We start from the raw sequence: 20,781 nt of genomic DNA on the forward strand, positions 1-20,781 counted from the left end.
GCCGGCACGTCGACGGCCGCTCGTTCGCCCGAACCCGACGCGCCTTCGCGGTATGTGACTTTCTCGTAATACGTTGGAAACGCGGGAAAGGTCCGTGCGGCGATCCACACGCCGCGGGCCAGCGCCGCCGCTGTTCGGCGCCTCGCCGCCCGTGTCGCCGCGCCTGCCGAGAGCCGAGAGCATCGCCGACGCGGAATCGGACGCACCATCTGGACCGCTAGTTGGCGGGCAGCGGATCGAAGCTGAGGATCGTGGACGCGGGCGCGGTTGGAATGGCCGGTTTGATCTCGGACATCCGCAGGGCCGTGTGGCAAGCGTGGCAGGCGTCGAGCGTCTGTCGGTACGCGGCGTCGAACTCCTGCGCGTTCTGATCCTCGATGGCGATCTGGACGGCCGCAAACGCGCTCATGTCCGCGGCGGTCCACAGGCCCTTGACGTCGACGGCGCTGCCGTCCGGCAACTCGCGCGTGGGCCGGATCGCGACGGTCCAGCGGGCGCTCTGCCGGGCCTGGTCGAAGAAGAACCGCCCGAGCGTCCAGTTCTTGTGCCTCACGGCGAACCACAGGTTCGCCCAGTGGTCGCCGACGTCCTTCATCGTGTGCCCTTGCGTGGGCTGCACGCTCATCAAGTGCGCGACGTTGGCCGCCACGTCGTCGCCGACGGCCGCTTGCGCGCGAGGCGACGCCACGCCGCGCGTCACCAGCCAGTACTCCACCGCCATGCCGCCGATGACGGCCCCGAGGACGATCAATCCGAACATGACCGGCACACTGGGGCGTCTCGGCGCATCGCTCATTTCTTCACCGACAGGGACTTGACGTAGTTCACGACGTTCCAGAGCACCGGTTCCGGGAGCCGATCCTTCCACGGTCCCATGACGTAGTCGGGACCGACGCCGTCGCGGATGACGACGTAGATCTCGCCGTCGGTCGCCCCGTGATCCCACTCGGCGTCGTCGAACGCGGGCGGCGGCGGCAGGCCCTTGTCTTCGGTGATCGACAGGATCAGGCCGCCCTTGCCTTCCGGCGCATGGCAACCTGCGCAGTAGCTGTCGTACGTCTTCTTCCCCGCCGCGATGGACTCCGGCGTCGCCGGCACCGGATTCTCGATCCTCGCGGCGTCCGGATTCGCGCCCGCCGGCTGCTGCGCGGGCAGCCCTGCCGTCAAGCACGTCGCCACCGCCATCGACGCGAGCGCCCGCATGGCGGCGCGCCGAGACACGTGAAGCATCCTCGACTCCTTGGTCTGCCCGCTACTTCGCCAGCGGGTTCGGGCGCACCTGGAAGTGCACGGCCATGCCGGGTTTCCCCTTGCCGCCCTCGTTGTGCCACGGGTTGCGGTTGCCCCAGCCGGTCCAAAGGCCGCGGCCCTTCCAGCCGGCTTTCGGATCGTCGATGCGTCCGTTGATCGACTTGTTGTAGAAGCCGAGCGGGTACGGTACGCGCAGGATCACCCATCGACCGTTGACGAGCGCGAGCAGCGCACCGCCCTGGTTGCTCGTCGCGATCTGCACGTTCTCGCCGAGGCCGAGCGAATTGAACTTGTCGGACCAGTTGTAGTAGTTCGAGTCGGCCGTGGCGGCGTCGACGTCGCCCTTGTGCTTCGGCCCGGGGACGGCATAGAACGTCCAGCCCTCGGGGCAGAGCTTGCCGTCGGCCGCCTGCGGTCCGTTGAGCGGTCCCGTGCACTTGCGGCGATCGAAGCTCGCGAGCTGGCCGCTCGACAGCACGGTCCAGGCCACGCCGTCGCGGTCGACGTCCATGCCGCGCGGCCCGTAGCCGGAGCCGGACGCGCGCGGATCGTTGTAGGGCACCTGGTAGATCTCCGTCAGCGCGGTCTCCGGGAAGTTCGAGCCAGGGCTCATGCGCGTGAGCGATCCCGGGAAGCCCGTGTGCGAGCACCAGACGGCGTCGTCGACCGGACTGGCCATGATGCCGTAGCAGCTCGCCTGGATCCGCTTGTCCTTGGCCGGATCGACCGGCTGGTTCGGCTCGACGAACGCGTCGCGCTTGCCGTTGCCGTTCGTGTCCACGATCTGCTGTGTCCAGCCCTGCGCCCGGCCGGCGTCCTTCGTCTCGTCCCAGAGATTCACGTTGACGTAGCCGACCAGCCCACCGCCGCCGCTCCAAATCGTGTTGTTCGGATCGTTGTCGAAGTTCAGGTGGAACGTGGTGAAGCAGGTGTCGACGACCTGCCACGTGTTCGTCTTCGGATCGAGCACGGTGTACTGCCGGCCGCCTCCGCCGCGGCCCGCCGCGATGGGCGCGAGCCTGGCGGACGGGTTGCTCGAGCCTTCCTTGCAATAGTCGGGCAGCTCGGCACCCGTGCGGGTGGACGTCGTGTTCCAGACGCGCCCCTTGTGGTCCATTTCGTTGCTGTGCCCGTTGACGACGGTGTTCCAGATGATCTCGTCGCCCCAGTACGGCGACGGCGCGGCCATGGTGCCGCCGCGGCCCGCCACCGGCGCGCCTTCCTTGCGCGGGATGACCAACTGACGCCAACTCTGCTTCACGGGATCGAGGATGGTGATGTGGTCCGACGAGTTCTCGTGGAGGCCGAACACCTCGCCGTACGGGTTGACTGCGGGGTTGCGCTTGTCGCTCGCGATGACGTCGTGGAAGTACTCACGCGGGTCGGCCCAGTCCCATTGCGTGATGACGACGTTGCGCTCCTGACCTTGCGGTCGCGGCGGCGCCTGGGTCGGCACCTCGCCCTTCGCGATCCGATCCGTCCAGTCGGCCAGCATCTTCAGCGCGCGGTTGCGTCCGAGCCCGGTCAACTGGCCGTCCATGTTCGCCCCGTCGTGACCGGAGCGCACGCGGCGCGCCCAGGCCTCGACCGGCGAGGCGAAGGTGCCGAGCGTCGGCGAGATCTCCCGCGTCGCTTTCGTGCCGAGCTGGTGGCAGGAGACGCAGGTATCGGTGTTCAACGCGCGAACGAACTCGGCCTGCGTCGCCGGAGAGGGCTTCTCCTGCAGCGGGAACTCGCTCTTGGCCGGGATGTCGATCATCGAGAACCAGTACTGCGCGGGATAGATCTGCGCGGCTGCTTTCGGATCGGGCGCGATCGTGGCCGTGAGGTTCACGACCTTGCCGGGCGCGGTCGTGGTCTTCGCGGAATCGACGAGGCCGTAGCCGCGGACCCAGACCTGATAGTTCGCCTTGGGCAGGTCGGGCACGACGTACCGCCCCTGCTCGTCGGTGACGACGATGCGGCTGAACCAGGTCGGCAGATCCCTCGTCTCCGCGACGACCCATACGCCGGCTTCCGGCCCTTTCGTGCTGCGCACCACGCCGCCGATGTCGTCGGCGTCGATGCTCACTGCCCCGCTGGCGTTCTGAGCCTGCCCCGCGCCAACCCCGGTCAGGGCCCCCGCCCACAAGGCGGTCACGGAGAGTGCCGAGATCACGACCTGCTTCCTCATACCTTCTCCCTGGCGTTCGCCGACCGGGCGCTCGCGCCGCCGGATCGGCTCACACGCGCGCTGCGCCACCGGCCAGGACCTCGCCTGAGCGGATCGGTGGTGCATCGAACCTGTGTCAAGACCCGCATCCTAGCATGTACGTCGAGGCCGCCGGGCCGTGGACCTCGCGCGGCGCATCGATACCCGATACCGCGATCGCCCGATGTCCCGATAGTATTGGTCGCCCATGTCCCTCACCCTCCTCGACTGGATCATCGTCGCGGCCTCGCTGCTGCTCTGTTTCGTGCCGGCGCTCTTCTTCGGCAAGCGGGCGGGCGAGAGCACGTCGGAGTTCTTTGCGTCGGGACGCGCCGTGCCGTGGTGGCTCGGCGGCCTCTCGATGGTGGCCACGACGTTCAGCAGCGACACGCCCAACCTCGTGACGGACATCGTGCGGCGCAACGGCGTCGCCGGCAACTGGGTGTGGTGGGCCTTCACGCTGACCGGCGTCGCGACCGTCTTCTTCTACGCCCGGCTCTGGCGCCGATCGGGCGTGCTGACGGACCTCGAGTTCTACGAGCTGCGGTACTCGGGGACGGCCGCCTCGGTCGTGCGAGGGTTCCGCGCGGTCTATCTCGGGCTGATCTTCAACTGCATCATCATGGCGACGGTCAACCTCGCCGCCGTGAAGATCGCGGGGATCCTCTTCGGGCTGGAGCGGTGGCAGACGCTGCTGATGGGCGGGCTGCTCAACGTGGCGTTCGCGACCGTCTCGGGTCTCTGGGGCGTGCTCGTCATCGACATGATCCAGTTCTTCATCAAGATGTCGGCCGTCACGGCGGCGGCGTACTTCGCCGTCACGGCGCCGCAGGTCGGCGGCCTCGACGCGCTCGTCGCGAAGGTGTCGGCGCTCCACGGCCCCGGCGGCGTGAGCTACCTGAACTTCCTGCCGGACTTCCGCAGCTCGTGGGACATGGCGGTCGCGGTCTTCATCATGCCGGTCGCCGTGCAGTGGTGGGCGGTCTGGTACCCCGGCGCGGAGCCGGGCGGCGGCAGCTACATCGCGCAGCGCATGCTCGCCTCGAAGTCCGAGAAGGACTCGCTCGGCGCGGTGCTCTTCTTCAACATCGCGCACTACGTGCTCCGCCCGTGGCCGTGGATCCTCGTGGCGCTGGCGTCGCTCATCGTGTACCCCGAGCTGTCCGACATCCAGCGTGCGTTTCCGAACCTCGATCCGAGCCTGCTCGGCCACGACATCGCCTACCCGGCGATGCTGGTGTTCCTGCCCACCGGCTTCATCGGGCTGATGGTCGGCGGCCTCATCGCGGCCAACTCGTCGACGATCCTCACGCACCTCAACTGGGGCGCGTCGTACCTCGTGCACGACTTCTACCGGCGGTTCATCCGCCGCGACGCGACCGAGCAGCACTACGTGCAGATGGGGCGCCTCGCCACCGTGCTGCTGTTCGTCGCCTCGTCCGGCATGGTGTACCTGATGGAGTCCGCCAAGGACGCGTTCGACGTGATCCTCCAGATCGGCGCCGGCACCGGGCTGCTGTACCTCGTCCGCTGGTTCTGGTGGCGGGTCAACGCCTGGTGCGAGGTCGTCGCCATGGTGAGCTCGCTGCTCGTGTCGGTGCTCCTGCTCGTGCTGAGCCGGAACGGCGTGGTGTTCAGCACGCACGTCGCCCTGCTCGTGACGATCGCCGCGACGACGATCTGCTGGGTCGCGGCCGCCTATCTCGCTCCGGCAACCGACCGCCAGGTGTTGATCGCGTTCTATCGGAAGGTGCGGCCAGCCGGCGCGGGCTGGCAGCCGATCCGCCGGGCAGCCGGCATCGCGCCGAACGATCCGGCCGATCGGGTCGCGCGCGGCAACGTGCCGCAAGCGCTCCTCGGCTGGGTCGTGGGCTGCACGTCGATCTGGTCGGCGCTCTTCACGGTGGGCAGTATCCTGTACGGCCGGACGCTCCAGGCGTGGCTGCTGGGCGCGGTGTTCACGCTCTCGACGGCGATGCTCATCCGCATCGTGAGCGATCTGTGGGGCGGTGAGGCGGAGGCCTCGCGCTGACGAGGAGGCGAAGATGAAACGGCTGGTCGTCGTCGAGCCCGGCGGTCCCGAGCGCATCGTCCTCGACGAGGCGCCGGTCCCGGTGCCCGGTCCCAAGGATGCGCTCGTCGCCATCCACGTGAGCGGCGTGAACTTCATCGACGTCTACTTCCGCACCGGTCTGTACGCGAGCGACCGGCCGATCGTGCTCGGCAGCGAAGGGGCTGGGGTGGTCGAGCGCGTCGGCGACGAGGTCACCGAGGTGGAGCCCGGCGACCGCGTCGTGTTCGCCATGCACCGCGGATCGCACGCCGAGTACGTGGCCGTGCCGTCCCGGCTGCTGGCGAAGATCCCGGACGACGTGGATTTCAGGACGGCCGGCGCGGCGATGCTGCAGGGCACGACCGCGCACTACCTCACGCACTCGACGTTCCCGCTGCAAGCCGGACAGACCTGCCTCGTGCACGCGGCGGCGGGCGGCGCCGGCGGCCTGGTCGTGCAGATGGCCAAGGGCCGGGGCGCGCGGGTGATCGGTACGGCCGGCACGGACGCCAAGGTGACCGAGGTGCGCGCGCTCGGCGCGGACCATGCCATCAACTACGCGACGGAGGACTTCGAGGACGAGGTGCGCACGATCACGGGCGGGCACGGCGTCGACGTCGTCTACGACTCGGTGGGTCGCGCGACCTTCGACAAGGGGCTGAAGGTGATCCGCCCGCGCGGCATGATGGTGCTGTTCGGCCAGTCGAGCGGCCCGGTGGAGCCCATGAGCCCGACGGTCCTGAACACGCGCGGCTCGCTCTTCCTGACGCGCCCGAACCTCGCCCACTACGTGGCGACGCACGACGAGCTGACGTGGCGCGTCAACGACGTCATGCGCCAGATCGCCAGCGGCCAGGTGACGATCCGGATCGGCGGCGAGTACTCGTTGGACGAGGCGGCCGGCGCCTACCGCGATCTCGAGGGACGCAAGACCACCGGCAAGCTCGTGCTGAAGGTTCGCTCGTGACGCGTGCGGCGGAGGCCGCGGCGATCCTCTGGGATCACTGGCGGCGCGGCGCGCGGATCGACGCGCTGCCGGCGTCGTGCCGGCCGGCGACGAGAGCCGAGGGCTACGCCGTGCAGGCCGAAATCGGACGGCTGACCGGCTTCGTTGCTGCCGGCTGGAAGATCGCCGCCACGAGTCTGGCCGGCCAACAGCACATCAACGTGGATGGCCCGCTGGCGGGGCGGCTCTACGCCGATCGTCGCCTCACCTCCGGCACGCCCGTCTCGCTCGCCGGCAACGTGATGAACGTCGCCGAACCCGAGTTCGCCTTCCGGATCGCCGCGGCGCTGCCGCGCCGCGCATCGGCCTACACGGTCGACGAAGTGCTCGCGGCGACGGCGAGCCTGCATCCCGCGATCGAAGTGCCCGACTCGCGCTACGTGGACTTCACGGCGGTCGGCGCCGCGCAGCTCATCGCCGACACCGCCTGCGCCTGCTGGTTCCTGATCGGCCACGCCGCCCCCGCGAGCTGGCGCGACGTCGATCTCGCGCGGCACGCGGTTCACGCCTACAGGAACGGCGAACCCGCTGGCGACGGCGGCGGATTCAACGTGCTCGGCGATCCGCGGGTCGCGCTCGCCTGGCTGGCCAACGAGCTGGCGCAGTACGGACCCGGCCTGCAACCCGGTGACGTCGTGATCACCGGCACGTGCGTGAAGCCCGTGGCGGTGATGCCCGGAGATACCGTCGCGATGGACTTCGGCGCGCTCGGCTCGATCGCCGCGAGCTTCGTCTCATGACGGCCCAGAAACGCGAGCGCAGGACAGGTCGCGCCTTGCGTGGGAGCCTTTTCACCGTCGCACTGGCGGTCCTGCGGCTGTCGCTCGAGCAGACACGTCCCGCCCTCTGACCCGCGGGCGCCGCGCGGCGTAGAATCGAACTCACCGCGCCGCCCTGATCTCGTTTCGAGATCGACGGCGCGACATGGCAAATCATGAGGCCGGAATCCAACATCCTCGTGGCCCTGCTGCTCGGGATCCTGGCGTTCGCCAGCCCGGCGCGCGCCCAGCAGCCCGCGCCGCGCCCGACGCCGAACCTCGCGCAGTGGCGGGCGTACCACGAGCGGCTGGTGGACGTCGCGAGCCAGCTCGCGCCGCAGTCCTCGCTCGTCGACCTGCTCCAGCCGATGCTCGCCCTCGCCGAAACCCGCGGACGGACGGGCGACGCTGCCGAAGAATCGCGCAGCGTGCTCCTCGCCGTGGCGTTCTACGTGAACGGGTGGCCAATCAGCGCGGTCGTCCCCGAAGCGCGTGCCTGGCCCAGCCCCGCCCGGCGCACCATCGTCCTTCGCGGGCGCGGCGATCTGGCCCAGCACTTCACCGTGTCGGCGTTGATCGCCGCGATGGCGGGCGAGCCGCTCGCCGCGATGATCGGCCTCTACAAGGAACTGCGCGATGCGCGCGGCGGCAGCGGCTTCTCGTTCTCGGATCTGGCGGCCGATCGGGCGGGCACGATCTTCGGGCAGGTCGCCGGCACGTCGGACGAGTCGGCGCACCAGCTGCACCGGAAAGTCGCCGCGGGGCTGACCGAAGACGCCATGATGCCCGCGATCGCGGGCCTGCCGGACAATCTGTCCGAAGCCGAGCTCACGCGCAGGTTCGGCGGCGTCGGCGGCGCGGCGTACAACACGCTCGTCGCCGAGATCGACGCTCGAGTCGGACGTCTGCCGCTATTTCGCTGAGGGGCGCAGGGCCTGATCGAGGTCCTCGATCAGATCCTCGGTCGCCTCGAGCCCGACCGACATCCGGATCAGCCGATCGCTGATGCCGAGACGCTCGCGATCGGCTCGCGCCATGCCAAGATGTGAGGTGGCCGCCGGCCGAGTCACCAGCGTCTCGGGACCTCCGAGGCTCGGCGCCACCACCGGGATGCGCGTCCGCCGCATGAACGCCTCGGCATCCTCGGCGCCACCGTGCACCTCGAAGCTCATCATGCCGCCGAAACCGTCGAACAGCGCCCGCGCGCGTGCGTGATCGGGATGCGTCGGCAATCCGGGGTAGTGGACGGCCGCGACCGCCGGATGCGATGCCAGGAACTCCGCGATCGCCTGCGCGCTCCGGTTCTGGTGCGCGACGCGCACCGCCAGCGTCTTGAGGCCGCGATGCAGGAGAAACGCCGCGTGCGGATCGAGTGAGCCGCCGAGATGGTTCAGCTTGCGGCGAACGGCGGCCACGAGCTCCGCTCTCCCGATGCACGCGCCGGCGACGATGTCGGAGTGGCCGTTGAGGTACTTCGTCGCGCTGTGCAGCGAGAGATCGAACCCGTGCTCGACCGGCCTGAAGTTCACGGGGCTGGCGAACGTGTTGTCCACGATCGACACCAGGTGGCGCGCCCTCGCGAAAGCCACGGCCGCCTCGAGATCGGCGACCTCCATCAGCGGATTGGAAATCGTCTCGAGGTAGATCGCCTTCGTGCCGGGCCGGAGCGAGGCGCCCCAGCTCGCCGGATCGGCGGGATCGATGAAATCGAAGGTGATGCCGAACGCGGGCAGGTCCTTGGTGAGCAGATCGTGCGTGCCGCCGTAGAGGCAGTCCTGCACGAGCAGGTGATCGCCGGCTCGGAGCAGCGCCAGCAGCGTCGTGGAGATCGCCGCCATGCCGCTTGCGGTCACGAGCGCGCTCTCGGCGTTCTCGAGCGCGGCGAGCTTCCGCTGCAGCACGAGATGGTTCGGCGAGTTGCTCAGCCGCAGGTAGCGGATGTCGTCGTAGCGCTCGGCCTGATCGCCCGTCTCGAACATCGCGGTCTGGAAGATCGGCAGGACCACGGCGCCGTCCACGCGAGGATCGGGTTCTCCGGCGTGGATGAGCTTCGTTTCGAGACGACCCGACGGCTTCGACATGCCGTGATCTTACTTCGTCACCTCGAAGCCCTTCCGGTACGGCCGCGTGAGCAGCGCGTCGGCCTCGCGATCGTTCACGAACCGCTCGGCCCTTCCGTCGAAGGCGACCTGGCGCCCCAACCGGTACGAGATGTTCGCGAGCAGCGGCAGGCACGAGGACAGGTGCCCCTCCGTGATGTCGCAGGTCAGCACCTTCCGATCGTTGGCGCGGATCGCGTCCACGAAGTTCTGGTAGTGCGGGTTCTCCGGGCCGCCGGGCCCCGGACCGTTCGGGTTCTCGGTGCCGGGCCCCATCTCGTTCTTGGGACCGAAATACGACTGCCACTTCCGCCCGGACTCGTCGATCCAGAGCCATCCCTTCGCGCCGTAGAACAGCACGCCGATCCGCACGCCGCCCTCGTCGTTGGTGAACTCACCACGCGTGGCGAACTCGATCATCCGCCCGTCGGCGTACTCGAACATCGCGGTTTCGGTGTCGGGCGTCTCCTGCGAGGCTTCCGGTCCGTAGTAGCCGCCGTACGATCGAACGCGCACCGGATGTTCGGCGATGCCGAGGCCCCAGCGCGCGATGTCGAACTGGTGCGGCCCCTGGTTGCCGGTGTCGCCGTTGCCGTAATCCCAATGCCAATGCCAGTTGTAGTGGAAGCGGTTCCGGTTGAACGGGCGCGCCGGCGCCGGGCCGAGCCACAGGTCGTAGTCGACCTTCGAGAGGTACGCCGCGTCGTACGTCGGCTCGTAGGTCGTGGACGTGGTCGTCAACGCGAACTTCTCGCCCGGGGCCATCGGCCCGTCGGGATACTTGCCGATCGGCGCGCGCGGCTTGAAGCACAGACCGCGGGCGAGGTACAGCGTGCCGAGGCCGCCCTCGTGCAGGAACCTGATCGCCTCGCGGACGGCGGGCCGGCTCCGGTTCATCAGCCCGACCTGGACGATCTTCTTCGTCCGCGCGGCCTCCTCGACCATCCGCCGGCCCTCCCAGATCGTGTGCGACGAGGGCTTCTCGACGAAGACGTGCTTGCCGGCGTCGAGCGCCCAGAGGGTCGCGAGCGCGTGCCAGTGATTCGGCGTGGCGACGATGACGGCGTCGACGTCCTTGTCGTCGAGCACGCGGCGAAGGTCCTGCGTGAACCCCGGCTTGAACGACGGCACGTCCTTCAGTTGCGCGTCGTTCACGCGCGACGGCGCGAGGTTGGCGTCGATGTCGCAGAGCGTCTTGATCTCGACGTTCGACAGGCGCGCGAAGCCGCGCTTGACGCTGTTCCCCTGGCCGCGCACGCCGATGCTCGCCAGCACCACCCGGTCGTTGGCGCCGAGCACCCGCGACAACGGTGACGCGCGGACGACGCGCGGGGCCGTGCCGCTCCCGACGGCGGCAGCGGCCGCCGCCGCACCAAGCCTCGACGCGAATTCCCGGCGCGACATCCGACGCTGCATCGATTTCCCGTCCGCCACGGCGCACCTCCCCAGAGATCGCGGCATGGTACATCGGGTCGAGGCGGTCCCGAGCCGAGAGTCGCGGGGGCCCCGCGTTCGCGCTCGCGCCACGATTCGCGGCCTCACCCCCCATCGCTCACGACGCAGACCTGCAGTTTCGGCTCGCCGAACCGCAGGTCCCGCTCGCTGATTCCGAGCTCAGGACCGTCTCAGTTCCATCGGTTCGGCGGCCGGACGTTCGATCTGGATCGTCACGTGGTTGATGGCGAAGCGGTCTTTGATCATCGCCGTCGCGTCGGCCAGCACTGCCCCTTCCTTGGCGCCGGGCTGCAGCACGAGGTGGACGGTGAGCGCCGTCTCGGTCGTGCTCAAGGCCCAGATGTGCAGGTCGTGCGTACCGGCAACGCCCGGCACCCGCGTCAACTGGTTGTGGACGGCCCGCACGTCGATGCCTCGCGGTGCGGCGTGCAGCGCGAGGTTCAGCGAGTCGCGGAGCATCCCTCGCGTACCGTGGACGATGATCGCGACGATGAGGAGGGTGACGAGCGGATCGATCCAGCCGGCGCCCGTGAACCGGATGGCGATCCCGGCGATCACGACGCCTGCCGAGACGCCGGCGTCCGCCAGCAGATGGGCGTACGCCGCGCCGACGTTCAGATCCTGGTGCCGCCCCTTCAGGAACGGCAGCGCGCTCGCGCCGTTGACCAGCACGCCGACGCTCGCGACCAGGATGACGAGCGTGGTGTCGACGGCCACCGGATCGCCGAACCGCGTAATCGCCTCCCATCCGAGCGCCCCCATCGTCAAGAGGAGCAGCACGGCGTTGGTCAGCGCGGCGAGAATCGACGCGCTGCGCAGGCCATACGTGTGGGTGACGGTGGGACCGCGCTTCTCGAGCCGCCTCGCCCACCAGGCGAGGCCGAGGCTCAGGACATCGGAGAGATTGTGGCCGGCATCCGCGACGAGCGCGAGCGAGTTCGCCAGCAGGCCGAAGGCGACCTGCGCGACGACGAACGCCAGGTTGAGGCCGACGCCGAAGGCGAAGGCGCGGTCGAGATCCCCACGAGCGGAGCCGTGCGGGTGGTGGTGGTGGCCGTGTCCATGGTGATGCGACGCCGCGAACGCCACGACGGCACAGACCTGGACGACGGTCATGAGCGTCCTCATGAACGACTTCGAGCATAGCCGGGTCCTGCGAGGCGGCCAAGCGACGGCCCTCAGGCGTTCCGGCCGGCCGCAGCGAGCCCGAAACCCTGTAGCCTGAATGGATGGAAGGCCCGTCGATCCATCTCGCCGCCGAACAGCTTCAGCCGTTCGTCGGCCGGCGGATCGGCGCGGTCTCGGGCAACAGCACGATCGGGATCGAGCGGCTGCGCGGGCGGCGCGTCGCGGACATCTTCGCCTGGGGCAAACACCTCGTGTTCCAGCTCGACACGTTCGCCCTGCGCGTGCATTTCCTGCTCTGGGGGACGTTCGCGGCAACCGTGAGGGGCGCGTCGGTCACCGGAGACTACCGGCGTACGGGGCCGCCGCGGCTCGTGCTTGCGTTCCCGAACGGCGAGATCACGATCTGGAGCGCGTCGCTTCGGTACCTCGATCTGCCGCGCGCCCGCGACGAGTACGACTTCGCGGTGGACGTGCTCTCCGACGCCTGGGATCCCGCGGCGGCGCTCGAGCGCGCGCGGCTGTATCGGGCGAGCGAGATCGCCGACGTTCTGTTGGACCAGGCCATCTTCGCGGGCGTCGGGAACATCATCAAGAACGAAGTGCTCTTTCGCACGCGGACCAGCCCGTTCGCGCGGGTGGGCCGTCTCGGCGCGGCGAGGCTTGCCGCCATCGTCGCCGACGCGCGCGTGTTCTCGTTCCGGTTCCTCGAGCTCCGCCGCCAGTTCGCGCTGCGGAGCCACCTCGAGATCTACGGCCGCAGCGTCTGCCCATCGTGCGGCGGCAAGGTCTCGCGCGCGGTGCACGGCCAGCGCGCGCGGCGCAGCTTCTTCTGTGTGCGCTGCCAGCGCGTGCGGCGGCCGCCGTTCGGCCGCTCGCCTAGCGGGCAGGCGACGGCCCGCTGACGCCGAGCTCGGCGCTGATCGCGGACGCCCGGTAGACGTCGCGCAGCGCCGCGCGAATGTAGGCCGGGTGGACGGCGACCGAGCGGTTCTTCGCCGGGTCGTACCAGTAGCTGCCGGCGATCGAGTGGATGTTGCCGTCGAAGATCAGCCCGACGATCTCCCCCGCCGCGTTGACGATCGGGCTCCCTGAGTTGCCGCCGACGATGTCGTTCGTCGTCGAGAGGTTCACCGGCGTCGTCGGATCGAGCGACGACCTGGCCGCCAGCCACCGCTTCGGCAGCACGAACGGCTCGCTGCCGGTGGCGCGCTCGTACATCCGCCCGAGCGTGGTGACGGGCTCGACCCGGCGGCCGTTCTCCATCCAGCCGTCGACGGCGCCGTATGACAGACGGAGCGTGAACGTCGCATCGGGATAGCGGCTGGCGCCGTACGCCGCGAAGCGCGCATCGGCCAGCGCCTGCTGCGCGCGCTGCGTGGGCGCCGTGACCTCGCTCTCGTACCGCGTCCGCAATGCACGCGCGTCGGCGTCGATCGCCCGCGCCAGCGCGATCATCGGATCCTTGCTCGCCGCGATCGCCTGCTCGCCGCCGTCGAAGAGCGCGAGCCGCGCGTTGGCGTTGGCCAGCGTCGATCGCGCGATCAGGTCACGGGCGCGGCGATCGGGCGACAACGCGCCCAGCGTCCGCGCAACCACGGGATGATCCGCGCCGAGGTACTCGCGCATGCGCTCGAGGGCGAACGACAGCCGGACCTGCTCGACCGCGGGATGGACCGGCGTGGCCGCGCCCAGCGACTGCCGCAGCGCGGGGAGCCGCGCGTCCGTGTACTCGCGGAGGCGCTCGGCATTCGGCTTCGTGCGCTCGGCCGCCGCCCGCACGAGCTGGCGCGCATACGAGAACAGGTCGCTGTCGAATCCCGCGCCGCTCTCGATCCAGGTGTAGGGCATCAGGATCTCGCGGTAGACCGCGTCGGCGCGCACGATGTCGTCCCATGCCGCGCTCACCTGCCCGGCCAGGTCCGTCCGGCCGGCGACCGCATCGCGCAGCGCGCGATCGTCGGCCGCGCGCCGGTCGATCACCGGATCCCGCAGCAGCGTCGTGAGCTGCATCCGGCGTACCTTGTGGCTGTTCTCGATTGTGTCGAGCAGGTCCTTCGCTTCACGCGCGGCTTCGGCCGACGACCTGGAGTGCTGGATCAGCCGCCCGCGCAGCTCGGAATACCGCAGCAGCCAGAACGGCAGGAAGACGTCCCGCTGCGTCTTCAACTGCTCGGCCGTGAGCAGCCGCTGCGTCGTGCCCGGGTGGCCGGCGACGAACACGGGGTCGTGTGCTTTCGGCCCCGCCCAGTCGATGGTCAGGTGCGCCGGCGGCGTCGCCGGCTTGCCCTGCTCGTAGGCGCGCAGCAGCGAGAAGTCGAGACACCAGCGCGGAAACTGGAAGTTGTCCGGATCGCCGCCGAACGCCGCGACCTCGGCCTCGGGCGCGAACGCGAGCCGCACGTCGTCGTATCGCTTGTACTCGTAGAGCCAGTACTGGCCGCCTTGATAGAGCGTCACGGCCTCGCACTTCAGGGGACGGCCGGCCTGCGTCGCTGCGGCCTCGCACTGCTCTTCGAGCCGCGTCAACGTCTGATTCCGGATCCGCGCCAGATCCGCCGGCGCCGCGCCCGAGAGCATGCTCGTGACCTCGGACGTCACGTCCCGCGTGTCGACGAGGATGGATGCCTGCTCCCCTTCGCACCGAAGCTCGCCGGACCGGGCAGCCGATTGAAAGCCGGCGGCCACCAGATCGCGCGCGGACGTCGAGTTCTCCGCGAGGCAGGTCTGCGCGCAATGATGGTTCGTCAGGATCAGCCCGTCGGACGAGACGAACGATCCGGTGCAGCCGCTTTCCAGCCTCACGACAGACTGCTGCAGCCGGCCGAGCCACGCGTCGGTCAACGTGACGCCGTACTTCTGCTGAATCTGCTGGCGAGGGACGTTGTCGAACGTCCACATCCCTTCGTCTCCACGAAGCACCGCGAAGTACGCCACCGGCGCCAACGCGACGACCACCGCCGCCACGACCGACTGTCTGCGCTGCATAGCCGCACGATAGCGCACTTCGCGCCGAATCAGGCGTCAGCCTCCGCACTCCCAGGCGTCGAAGTGCTCGCCCCGCTCGACCAGCACGTAGTGCGCCCGGAAGGCCGCCACGAACTCCGCCGGAAAGAGCGCGACCCCCGGAAGGTACGCGCTGGTCAGCTCGAAGGGCTCGCTGCCGCTCGGCACGAGCCAGGTGCGCACCGTGCACGCACGCAGCGACGCGACGACGGCCGGCGCGAGCGCTTCGCCGGACACCTGCGCATCCATGACCGAGACGGCGTCGATCGGATTGGGTCCGCCGTCGAAGACCAGCAGCGGCCGGAGGAACGACAGCCGATACCCGGACGCGTATCCCATCGCGACCGGCGTCGGGTGTCGCGCGGCCATCGCCTTCAGCTCGGCGACGGTTCGCGAATCGGCGGCGCCCATCACGGGCCGGATCCAGGTGACCTGATCCACGATGCCGATGGCCGCGAGCGCGATCACCACCGAAACGCCGAGCCGACACGCCGCCGGCGCGAGAAGCCCGCCCGCCACGCTCTCGAGATAGGCGAGCGTCGGCACGAACGGCAGGAAATGATGCGGGCCCGTGCCGCGCTTGGCGGCGAGCCAGCACGTGCCCACGAGACACGCCGCCAGCGCAATCCGGCCGATCGCCTGGTCGTCCAGCATGCCGCGCCGGCGTCTCCAGAATCCGGCGGCCGGCAGTGCCGCGAGCACCACCGCCCACGCGAGCATCGACGGCAAGGAGCGCCACCGCATGCCGTGACGCGTTGCGCGCTCGAGCCAGTCCACGTACTCCCACATCCCGATCCGACCGTTCAGTGCGAACGGCAGGAGGGCGACCGGCGCCGCAACTGCCGCGGCCATCGCGAGCGCACCGGCGCCGTGGCGCCACGCCACCATCGCGATGACGGGCGCGAGGTACAGGAGCGCGGTGATCTTCGTCGCGACGCCGATGCCGGCCGCCACGCCGATGAGGACCGCCGCGCCGACGCGGGAAGCGCTGCTGAGGCCGAGCAGGGCAACCGCAACGGCGAAGAGAACGACCGGCTCCGGCCGCACCCAGAAGGACGCAGAGCCGAAGGTGAGGTAGCCCACGAGCGTGACCGCGACCGCGGCAGGCGCCGCTCGCCCCGTTCGCCGTGCCGCCCACCCCGTGACCACGATGCTCAGCAAACCCGCGGCAATGCCGGCGAGCTTCGATGCGGCGAGCGACGGCCCGAGCAGAGACATCGCCATCCCGTTCACGACGTACAGCACCGGCCCGTACGGAAACGCGAATCGCACCGGCGCATCGTCCGCGTGATAGGCCGGCCCGCCGTGCGAAACGGACCAACTGATCGCCGCGACGCCCGGCTCGGCATGATCGGAGTACTGCGGGACCCACAGGTACCAGGCGCAAATCACGGCGTAGATGACGAACAGCGCAGCGGCCACGCGCGTCCACGCGACGATTCGCGTGGCCGACCGGCGCATGAGCAGCAGGCGCACCACCAGCCAGACGATCGCCAACACGAGGAGCGGATGACTCGTGGCCAGCGTGCGCGACACCGCAAGCAGTCGAATCGCCATGCGGATGCGAGACTAACCCAGTCCGGCGTGTACGAGGGTACGAGGGCGCCGTTCCGACTCCGGCGGCGGTGAGCCTGTTCCGTCCGGCTTCGCGCAGATACTGGGTGGGCGGCCGAAATGACCTCTGCGCGTTCGTTCGCACTGATGCTGGCGTTGATGCTGGTGGGCGTCTTCGCTCCCGAGGCGATGGCGCAACAGGCCGCCGACCATTCAGCCGTCCTCGACGTCGGGCTGTCCGCGGGCCGGCGCGACTCGCTCATCGAGAGCTCGACGTGCGCCGACGGCGGCCAACGGGTCTACGGCGGCGGCCTGCGGCTGCACCGCCGTCACGCCTTCGGCGTGTCAGCGGAGGTCGCGCACGCCCAGCGATGCGACCGCCCCGCGTTCACGTTCTATCAGCCCGAGACGATCGTGCTCGTGCAGGCCATCCGCGACATCGGCCCCGGCGCGCGCGTGCGGCCGTACGTGATCGTCGGTGCGGGGCTCGTCACGCATCGGCAGCTCCAGCCGTCATCACGATTTCCACGCGTGCGTGGACTCCTGGCTGCGGGCGGCGGCGTGCGGCTCTCGCTCGAGGGGCGGATGTCCGTGTCGCCAGAGCTCCAGCTCGGCCACGACGGCAACTACTTCAACCGCTTCGTCGTGTGGGTCGGGTACCGCCTGCGCTGACCAGGCCGTTACCTGGTGCCCGACGCAGAGCGTCGCGAGCCGGCTTCACGAGCAGGAAGTACGCCGTCGCGGGCTGCGATCCTTCCTCCACGACCTGAAATCCCGCGCCGGTGATGGCTTCACGCCACCACGGACGGCCGTACGTGCCGCCGTGAGAAACGAGCGGACCGAACGCGAGCTTGGCCCACGCGTTGTCGAGAGAACGAGCGTCGGCACGAGACGAGCCGCGGCGGTCACCCCCGGATCGGTCCGCCCGCATGCGGTTTCAAGACCGCGTACAACGTCGCGAGAATCGGCGTCGACACGCCGGCCTGACGGCCGCGTCTGACGACGCTCCCCTGAAGCGCCTCGACTTCGATGGGCTTGCCCGCCTGCAGATCGATCAGGAGCGACGATCGTGTGGACGGATCGAGAGCATGCGCGTAGTCGACGATGCGCTGCCGGCTGCCGGCCGGCAGCGCGATCCCGTGCGCCCGCGCTACGGCCTCGACTTCGTCGACAGCCTCGAGGAACAGGCGGCGCGTCTCGGCGTCGGCCCACAGCGGACCGAATGGCAGCCGCGCTGCACCCGTGAACGCGGCGAACGGCGCGAGGTAGGCGAACTTCTCCCAGATCGCCGGCCGCGCGTCGGCGACGGCTTCCGCCTGGATGTCGGCCTTCGTGAGCGCGTCGGCGATCGCCGCCACGCGCGCCGACACGGTAGCTGCGGGCGCGAAGCACTCGCCGAAGACGATGCGCCGGTGCGTGCCGGTCTGGCGGATGACGCCTGGCGCCTCGATGGCCGTGGCGATGTACGCCGCGCCGGCCAGCGTAGCGGACTGGCCGACGACCGACGCGACGGCGTCGGCGCTGTCGACGCCATTCTGCAGCGTCAGCACGACCGTGTTCGGTCCCACGAGCAACCGCACGATCGGCAGCGCGGTGACGTTGTCGTACGTCTTGACGGTGAGGACGACGACATCGGCCGGCTCGAATCGGGTGGGATCCGATTGGGCCGGGGCGTGCACGGTGAAATCGCCGAGCGGTCCCGTGATGCGAAGCCCGTGGGCTCGCATCGCCTCCAGGTGCCGCCCGCGCGCGATGAACCGCACGTCCTGCCCATGCCGCGCGAGCATGGCGCCGAAGAAGCCGCCGACCGCGCCGGCGCCGACGAACGTGAACGACAACGGCATGCGGCGATGCTAGCGCATGCCGTGCCGGTCTGGCGCGCGCCGCGTTCGATGAGCCGCGCGGTTGACTCGTGTGCGGAACGCCGCGGTCTCCGAAGCGAAGCCAGCGCCGAACGCCGACTCGCAGGACCTGTCAGAAGCGGAAGCCGACGCCCACGCGCGTCGTGAAGTTGTGCGTCGTGCCGCTCGAGAACGGCGGGGCCGTGGCGTCGGCGCGATTGCGGATCATCGTGTCGCCGACGTCGAACCGCATGAGCGTGCTGGGCGTCCAATGGAGCTCGACGGTGCCGCCGAGGTCGAGGGCGAGCGCGGTGTCGTACTTCGGAGGCGCGATCAGGATCAGGGCGCACACCTGAAGGCAGTCCACACCGCGATCGGTCAGCCGCGTGAATCCGGGACGCACACGCCCGAAGACGCCAACGCGAGGGCCGCGCATGCCGGCCTTCACGCCGACGAGCGCGTCGACGCGCCGACGGTTGTAGATGATCCCCACGTCCTCGCCGTTGATGCGCGATGTGACCTTGTAGTCGTCTCTCGGGAAGAACGTCAGCTCGCCTTCGATGGCCAGCCACGGCGCCACGGCGACCGTGAGCCGGCCACCAATGCCCGTGCTGATGCTGCCGGCGTCGTCGACGTGCAGCGACTCGAAATGTGCGCCGACCTCGAGGCCGACACGTTGCGGCTGCGCGACCGCCGGCGCGGCGACGCCCACGACCGAACACACCATCAAGAGCAGGACTTGCGTGCGAAACATCAGGCCCTCCTCAGGCAGGCGCACGAGCAGGGCGCAAAGGCCGTGCCGCCAGGTCCATGCGTAGCGTCGGCGCATTGGACGCCAGCCGTTCCGGATGGCCGGATCGAAACTCCAATGGTTCGGTCCGCGTGCTGGCGGCTAGCGGGTCGCCCGATCACGAGACCGAGCTCGTTTATCGACGCGGTTTTGCTAAGGAAAGTTGGAGGCGCCGCCCGGAATTGAACCGGGGATGGAGGTTTTGCAGACCTCTGCCTTACCGCTTGGCGACGGCGCCCTGGTGGGACTCTCTATTCTACGGAAATCGCGTGAGCCAGCCAGCGTTTCGGTGAGCAACTCTCGCAGACATCCTGACCGCCAACGAACGTCGTCAGCTTACCGTAGACCGGCGACATGAACAATGGCGTGCGGCGGCCGCGATCGTCGAAGCGCCGGACAGCGCCGCGCCATCGACAACACCATCTGTGAGCTGGCTGAGCGGCCGTTGAACGGTGCGGCCGGAACGACGGCCTGGAGACGGGGGGCAGATGCCCCTGCCATTCAAGAAGATTGGAGCGGGAAACGGGATTCGAACCCGCGACTTCGACCTTGGCAAGGTCGCACTCTACCACTGAGTTATTCCCGCGCAGTGAGTTTTGTTATTTATCAGACTGGAGAGCCGGTGTCAACATCTTTGTTGTCTCTGAGGAAAATTCACTCATTTCTCCGCACAAAAAGCTGAGGACGTTGAGTCTGTTCTTGTGTGTAATCAGGGCTGCTGAGTGAGCATGACCCGGTAAACCTCGGACAATTGACGCCCGCGGGTATTCCAGGAATGTTCACGCAGGGCTTTATTGCGAACCTTGTCTGAGATGCCGGACCTGGTATCGATGCCTTCAAGCAGAGTCGTAATCTTTGCGGCCAGATCCTGAGAATCGCCGTATGTGGCGTAAACCCCTGTATTGCCTAGAACCTCACGGTTGACCGGAGTATCAAAGGCAACCACCGGCAGGCCGCAGGCCATGTAGTTGAATATCTTGCCGTTGGCCTCGGTCGGCGACAGTTTCGGTGTCACGGCGATGTCGGCTGCCGAGAGCATCAGCGGGGCCTTGTTATAATCGACCTTTCCTGTGAAATGGATCATGTCCGACAGTCCTCGTGCCTCTGCTTCACGACGGTAGCGCTCATCGGGAAAGCCCATGATCAGGAAGAGTGCCCTGATGCCGCCAGTTTTCAACAGTTCAATGCAGTCGAGCAGCAGGTCCGTGCCCTGGTAGCGGCTCAGAATCCCCAGGTAGGCGACGACAAAGCTGTCGGGGGAGATCCCCAGCAACTCACGTCCCTCTCGTTGTGTCCCCGGACAGAAAATATCCGTATCTACTGCATCGATCAGCGGGGTCACGCGCTGCGGTTGAACTCCCCAGTTTTTGACGAGATCGTCCGTGGCGGCGCTGGAACTGGTGATGACCCGGTCGGCAAAACCGTTGCTCATGCGTTCGATCCTTCTGAACAGCGCTGCCATCCTGGATGTCGCCCCGAAAAAACCATGATCGATGCATTCGCCGGTCAGGCTTCCTTGATAATCAAAAACAAGTGGTACACCGGCTAGCTTTTTCAGAAAATACCCGATGAAGGCGCCTTCGTGAAGATGCGCATGAATCAGGTCGGGACGAAAATCAGGTATCAGGAAGGCTGCCTTGAAAAACAGAAGC

Annotated in this window: 17 protein-coding genes and 2 tRNA genes; 6 read left to right on the forward strand and 13 right to left on the reverse strand. The window is 68.7% G+C overall.

The window, feature by feature from the left end:
- Positions 1-217 precede the first annotated feature (217 nt).
- From IT184_02740 to IT184_02750, 3 genes are read right to left on the reverse strand one after another with little or no spacing between them, the layout of a single operon-like run.
- A complete protein-coding gene (locus IT184_02740) occupies positions 218-796 on the reverse strand; it encodes a hypothetical protein (protein MCC7007711.1) in 579 nt (192 codons plus the stop codon).
- Positions 793-1,230, reverse strand: coding sequence for a c-type cytochrome (locus tag IT184_02745; GenBank protein MCC7007712.1), 438 nt, complete (start codon positions 1,228-1,230; stop codon positions 793-795). The genes IT184_02740 and IT184_02745 overlap by 4 nt, the downstream gene beginning before the upstream one ends.
- A 22-nt stretch (positions 1,231-1,252) precedes the next feature.
- On the reverse strand, positions 1,253-3,424 hold the full coding sequence (locus IT184_02750) for a carboxypeptidase regulatory-like domain-containing protein (protein MCC7007713.1): 2,172 nt from the start codon (positions 3,422-3,424) through the stop codon (positions 1,253-1,255).
- 226 nt (positions 3,425-3,650) lie between these two features.
- Between IT184_02750 and IT184_02755 the strand changes: the two genes are divergently transcribed.
- From IT184_02755 to IT184_02770, 4 genes are all read left to right on the forward strand, one after another.
- Positions 3,651-5,474, forward strand: a complete 1,824-nt coding sequence (locus IT184_02755) for a Na+:solute symporter (protein MCC7007714.1) — start codon at positions 3,651-3,653, stop codon at positions 5,472-5,474.
- Positions 5,475-5,487: 13 nt separating this feature from the next.
- Entirely contained in the window at positions 5,488-6,462 is a 975-nt protein-coding gene (locus tag IT184_02760) for a quinone oxidoreductase (protein ID MCC7007715.1), read from the forward strand.
- The gene (locus tag IT184_02765) at positions 6,459-7,241 is read left to right on the forward strand and encodes a fumarylacetoacetate hydrolase family protein (GenBank protein ID MCC7007716.1); all 783 of its coding nucleotides are present in this window, start codon (positions 6,459-6,461) and stop codon (positions 7,239-7,241) included. Before IT184_02760 ends, IT184_02765 begins: the two co-directional genes overlap by 4 nt.
- 194 nt (positions 7,242-7,435) lie before the next feature.
- Positions 7,436-8,182, forward strand: a complete 747-nt coding sequence (locus tag IT184_02770) for a hypothetical protein (protein ID MCC7007717.1) — start codon at positions 7,436-7,438, stop codon at positions 8,180-8,182.
- Here the strand turns inward: IT184_02770 and IT184_02775 are convergent.
- From IT184_02775 to IT184_02785, 3 genes are all read right to left on the reverse strand, one after another.
- On the reverse strand, positions 8,171-9,340 hold the full coding sequence (locus IT184_02775; protein MCC7007718.1) for an aminotransferase class I/II-fold pyridoxal phosphate-dependent enzyme: 1,170 nt from the start codon (positions 9,338-9,340) through the stop codon (positions 8,171-8,173). The genes IT184_02770 and IT184_02775 overlap by 12 nt on opposite strands.
- 9 nt (positions 9,341-9,349) lie before the next feature.
- The gene (locus tag IT184_02780; protein ID MCC7007719.1) at positions 9,350-10,792 is read right to left on the reverse strand and encodes a Gfo/Idh/MocA family oxidoreductase; all 1,443 of its coding nucleotides are present in this window, start codon (positions 10,790-10,792) and stop codon (positions 9,350-9,352) included.
- Positions 10,793-10,972: 180 nt separating this feature from the next.
- Positions 10,973-11,929, reverse strand: coding sequence for a cation transporter (locus IT184_02785; protein ID MCC7007720.1), 957 nt, complete (start codon positions 11,927-11,929; stop codon positions 10,973-10,975).
- Positions 11,930-12,042: 113 nt separating this feature from the next.
- On the opposite strand from IT184_02785, the gene IT184_02790 reads away from it, so the two are divergent.
- Positions 12,043-12,843 carry an endonuclease gene (locus tag IT184_02790; protein ID MCC7007721.1) on the forward strand — a complete coding sequence of 267 codons (801 nt, stop codon included), beginning with the start codon at positions 12,043-12,045 and terminating at the stop codon, positions 12,841-12,843.
- On the opposite strand, the gene IT184_02795 is transcribed toward IT184_02790, so the two are convergent.
- Both IT184_02795 and IT184_02800 read right to left on the reverse strand, forming a co-directional pair.
- Positions 12,818-14,926 (reverse strand): S46 family peptidase, encoded by a 2,109-nt coding sequence (locus IT184_02795; protein ID MCC7007722.1) that lies wholly within the window; start codon positions 14,924-14,926, stop codon positions 12,818-12,820. The genes IT184_02790 and IT184_02795 overlap by 26 nt on opposite strands.
- A gap of 36 nt (positions 14,927-14,962) precedes the next feature.
- Positions 14,963-16,501 carry a hypothetical protein gene (locus tag IT184_02800; protein MCC7007723.1) on the reverse strand — a complete coding sequence of 513 codons (1,539 nt, stop codon included), beginning with the start codon at positions 16,499-16,501 and terminating at the stop codon, positions 14,963-14,965.
- 117 nt (positions 16,502-16,618) lie between these two features.
- Here IT184_02800 and IT184_02805 point away from each other — a divergent pair, with 117 nt between their 5' ends.
- Positions 16,619-17,170, forward strand: coding sequence for a hypothetical protein (locus tag IT184_02805; protein ID MCC7007724.1), 552 nt, complete (start codon positions 16,619-16,621; stop codon positions 17,168-17,170).
- 233 nt (positions 17,171-17,403) lie between these two features.
- Here the strand turns inward: IT184_02805 and IT184_02810 are convergent, their stop codons facing one another.
- The 5 genes from IT184_02810 to IT184_02830 all read right to left on the reverse strand — a co-directional run.
- Positions 17,404-18,336, reverse strand: a complete 933-nt coding sequence (locus IT184_02810) for a 2-dehydropantoate 2-reductase (GenBank protein ID MCC7007725.1) — start codon at positions 18,334-18,336, stop codon at positions 17,404-17,406.
- Positions 18,337-18,472: 136 nt separating this feature from the next.
- A complete protein-coding gene (locus IT184_02815; protein MCC7007726.1) occupies positions 18,473-19,093 on the reverse strand; it encodes an outer membrane beta-barrel protein in 621 nt (206 codons plus the stop codon).
- A 200-nt stretch (positions 19,094-19,293) separates the two neighbouring features.
- Positions 19,294-19,367, reverse strand: a tRNA-Cys gene (locus IT184_02820).
- A 273-nt stretch (positions 19,368-19,640) separates the two neighbouring features.
- Positions 19,641-19,715, reverse strand: a tRNA-Gly gene (locus IT184_02825).
- Positions 19,716-19,838: 123 nt separating this feature from the next.
- On the reverse strand, positions 19,839-20,781 hold a 943-nt coding region (locus IT184_02830), incomplete at its 5' end, for a glycosyltransferase family 4 protein (protein ID MCC7007727.1).

The sequence above is a fragment of the Acidobacteriota bacterium genome, from assembly GCA_020853395.1.
Classification (GTDB): Bacteria; Acidobacteriota; Vicinamibacteria; order Vicinamibacterales; family SCN-69-37; genus JADYYY01.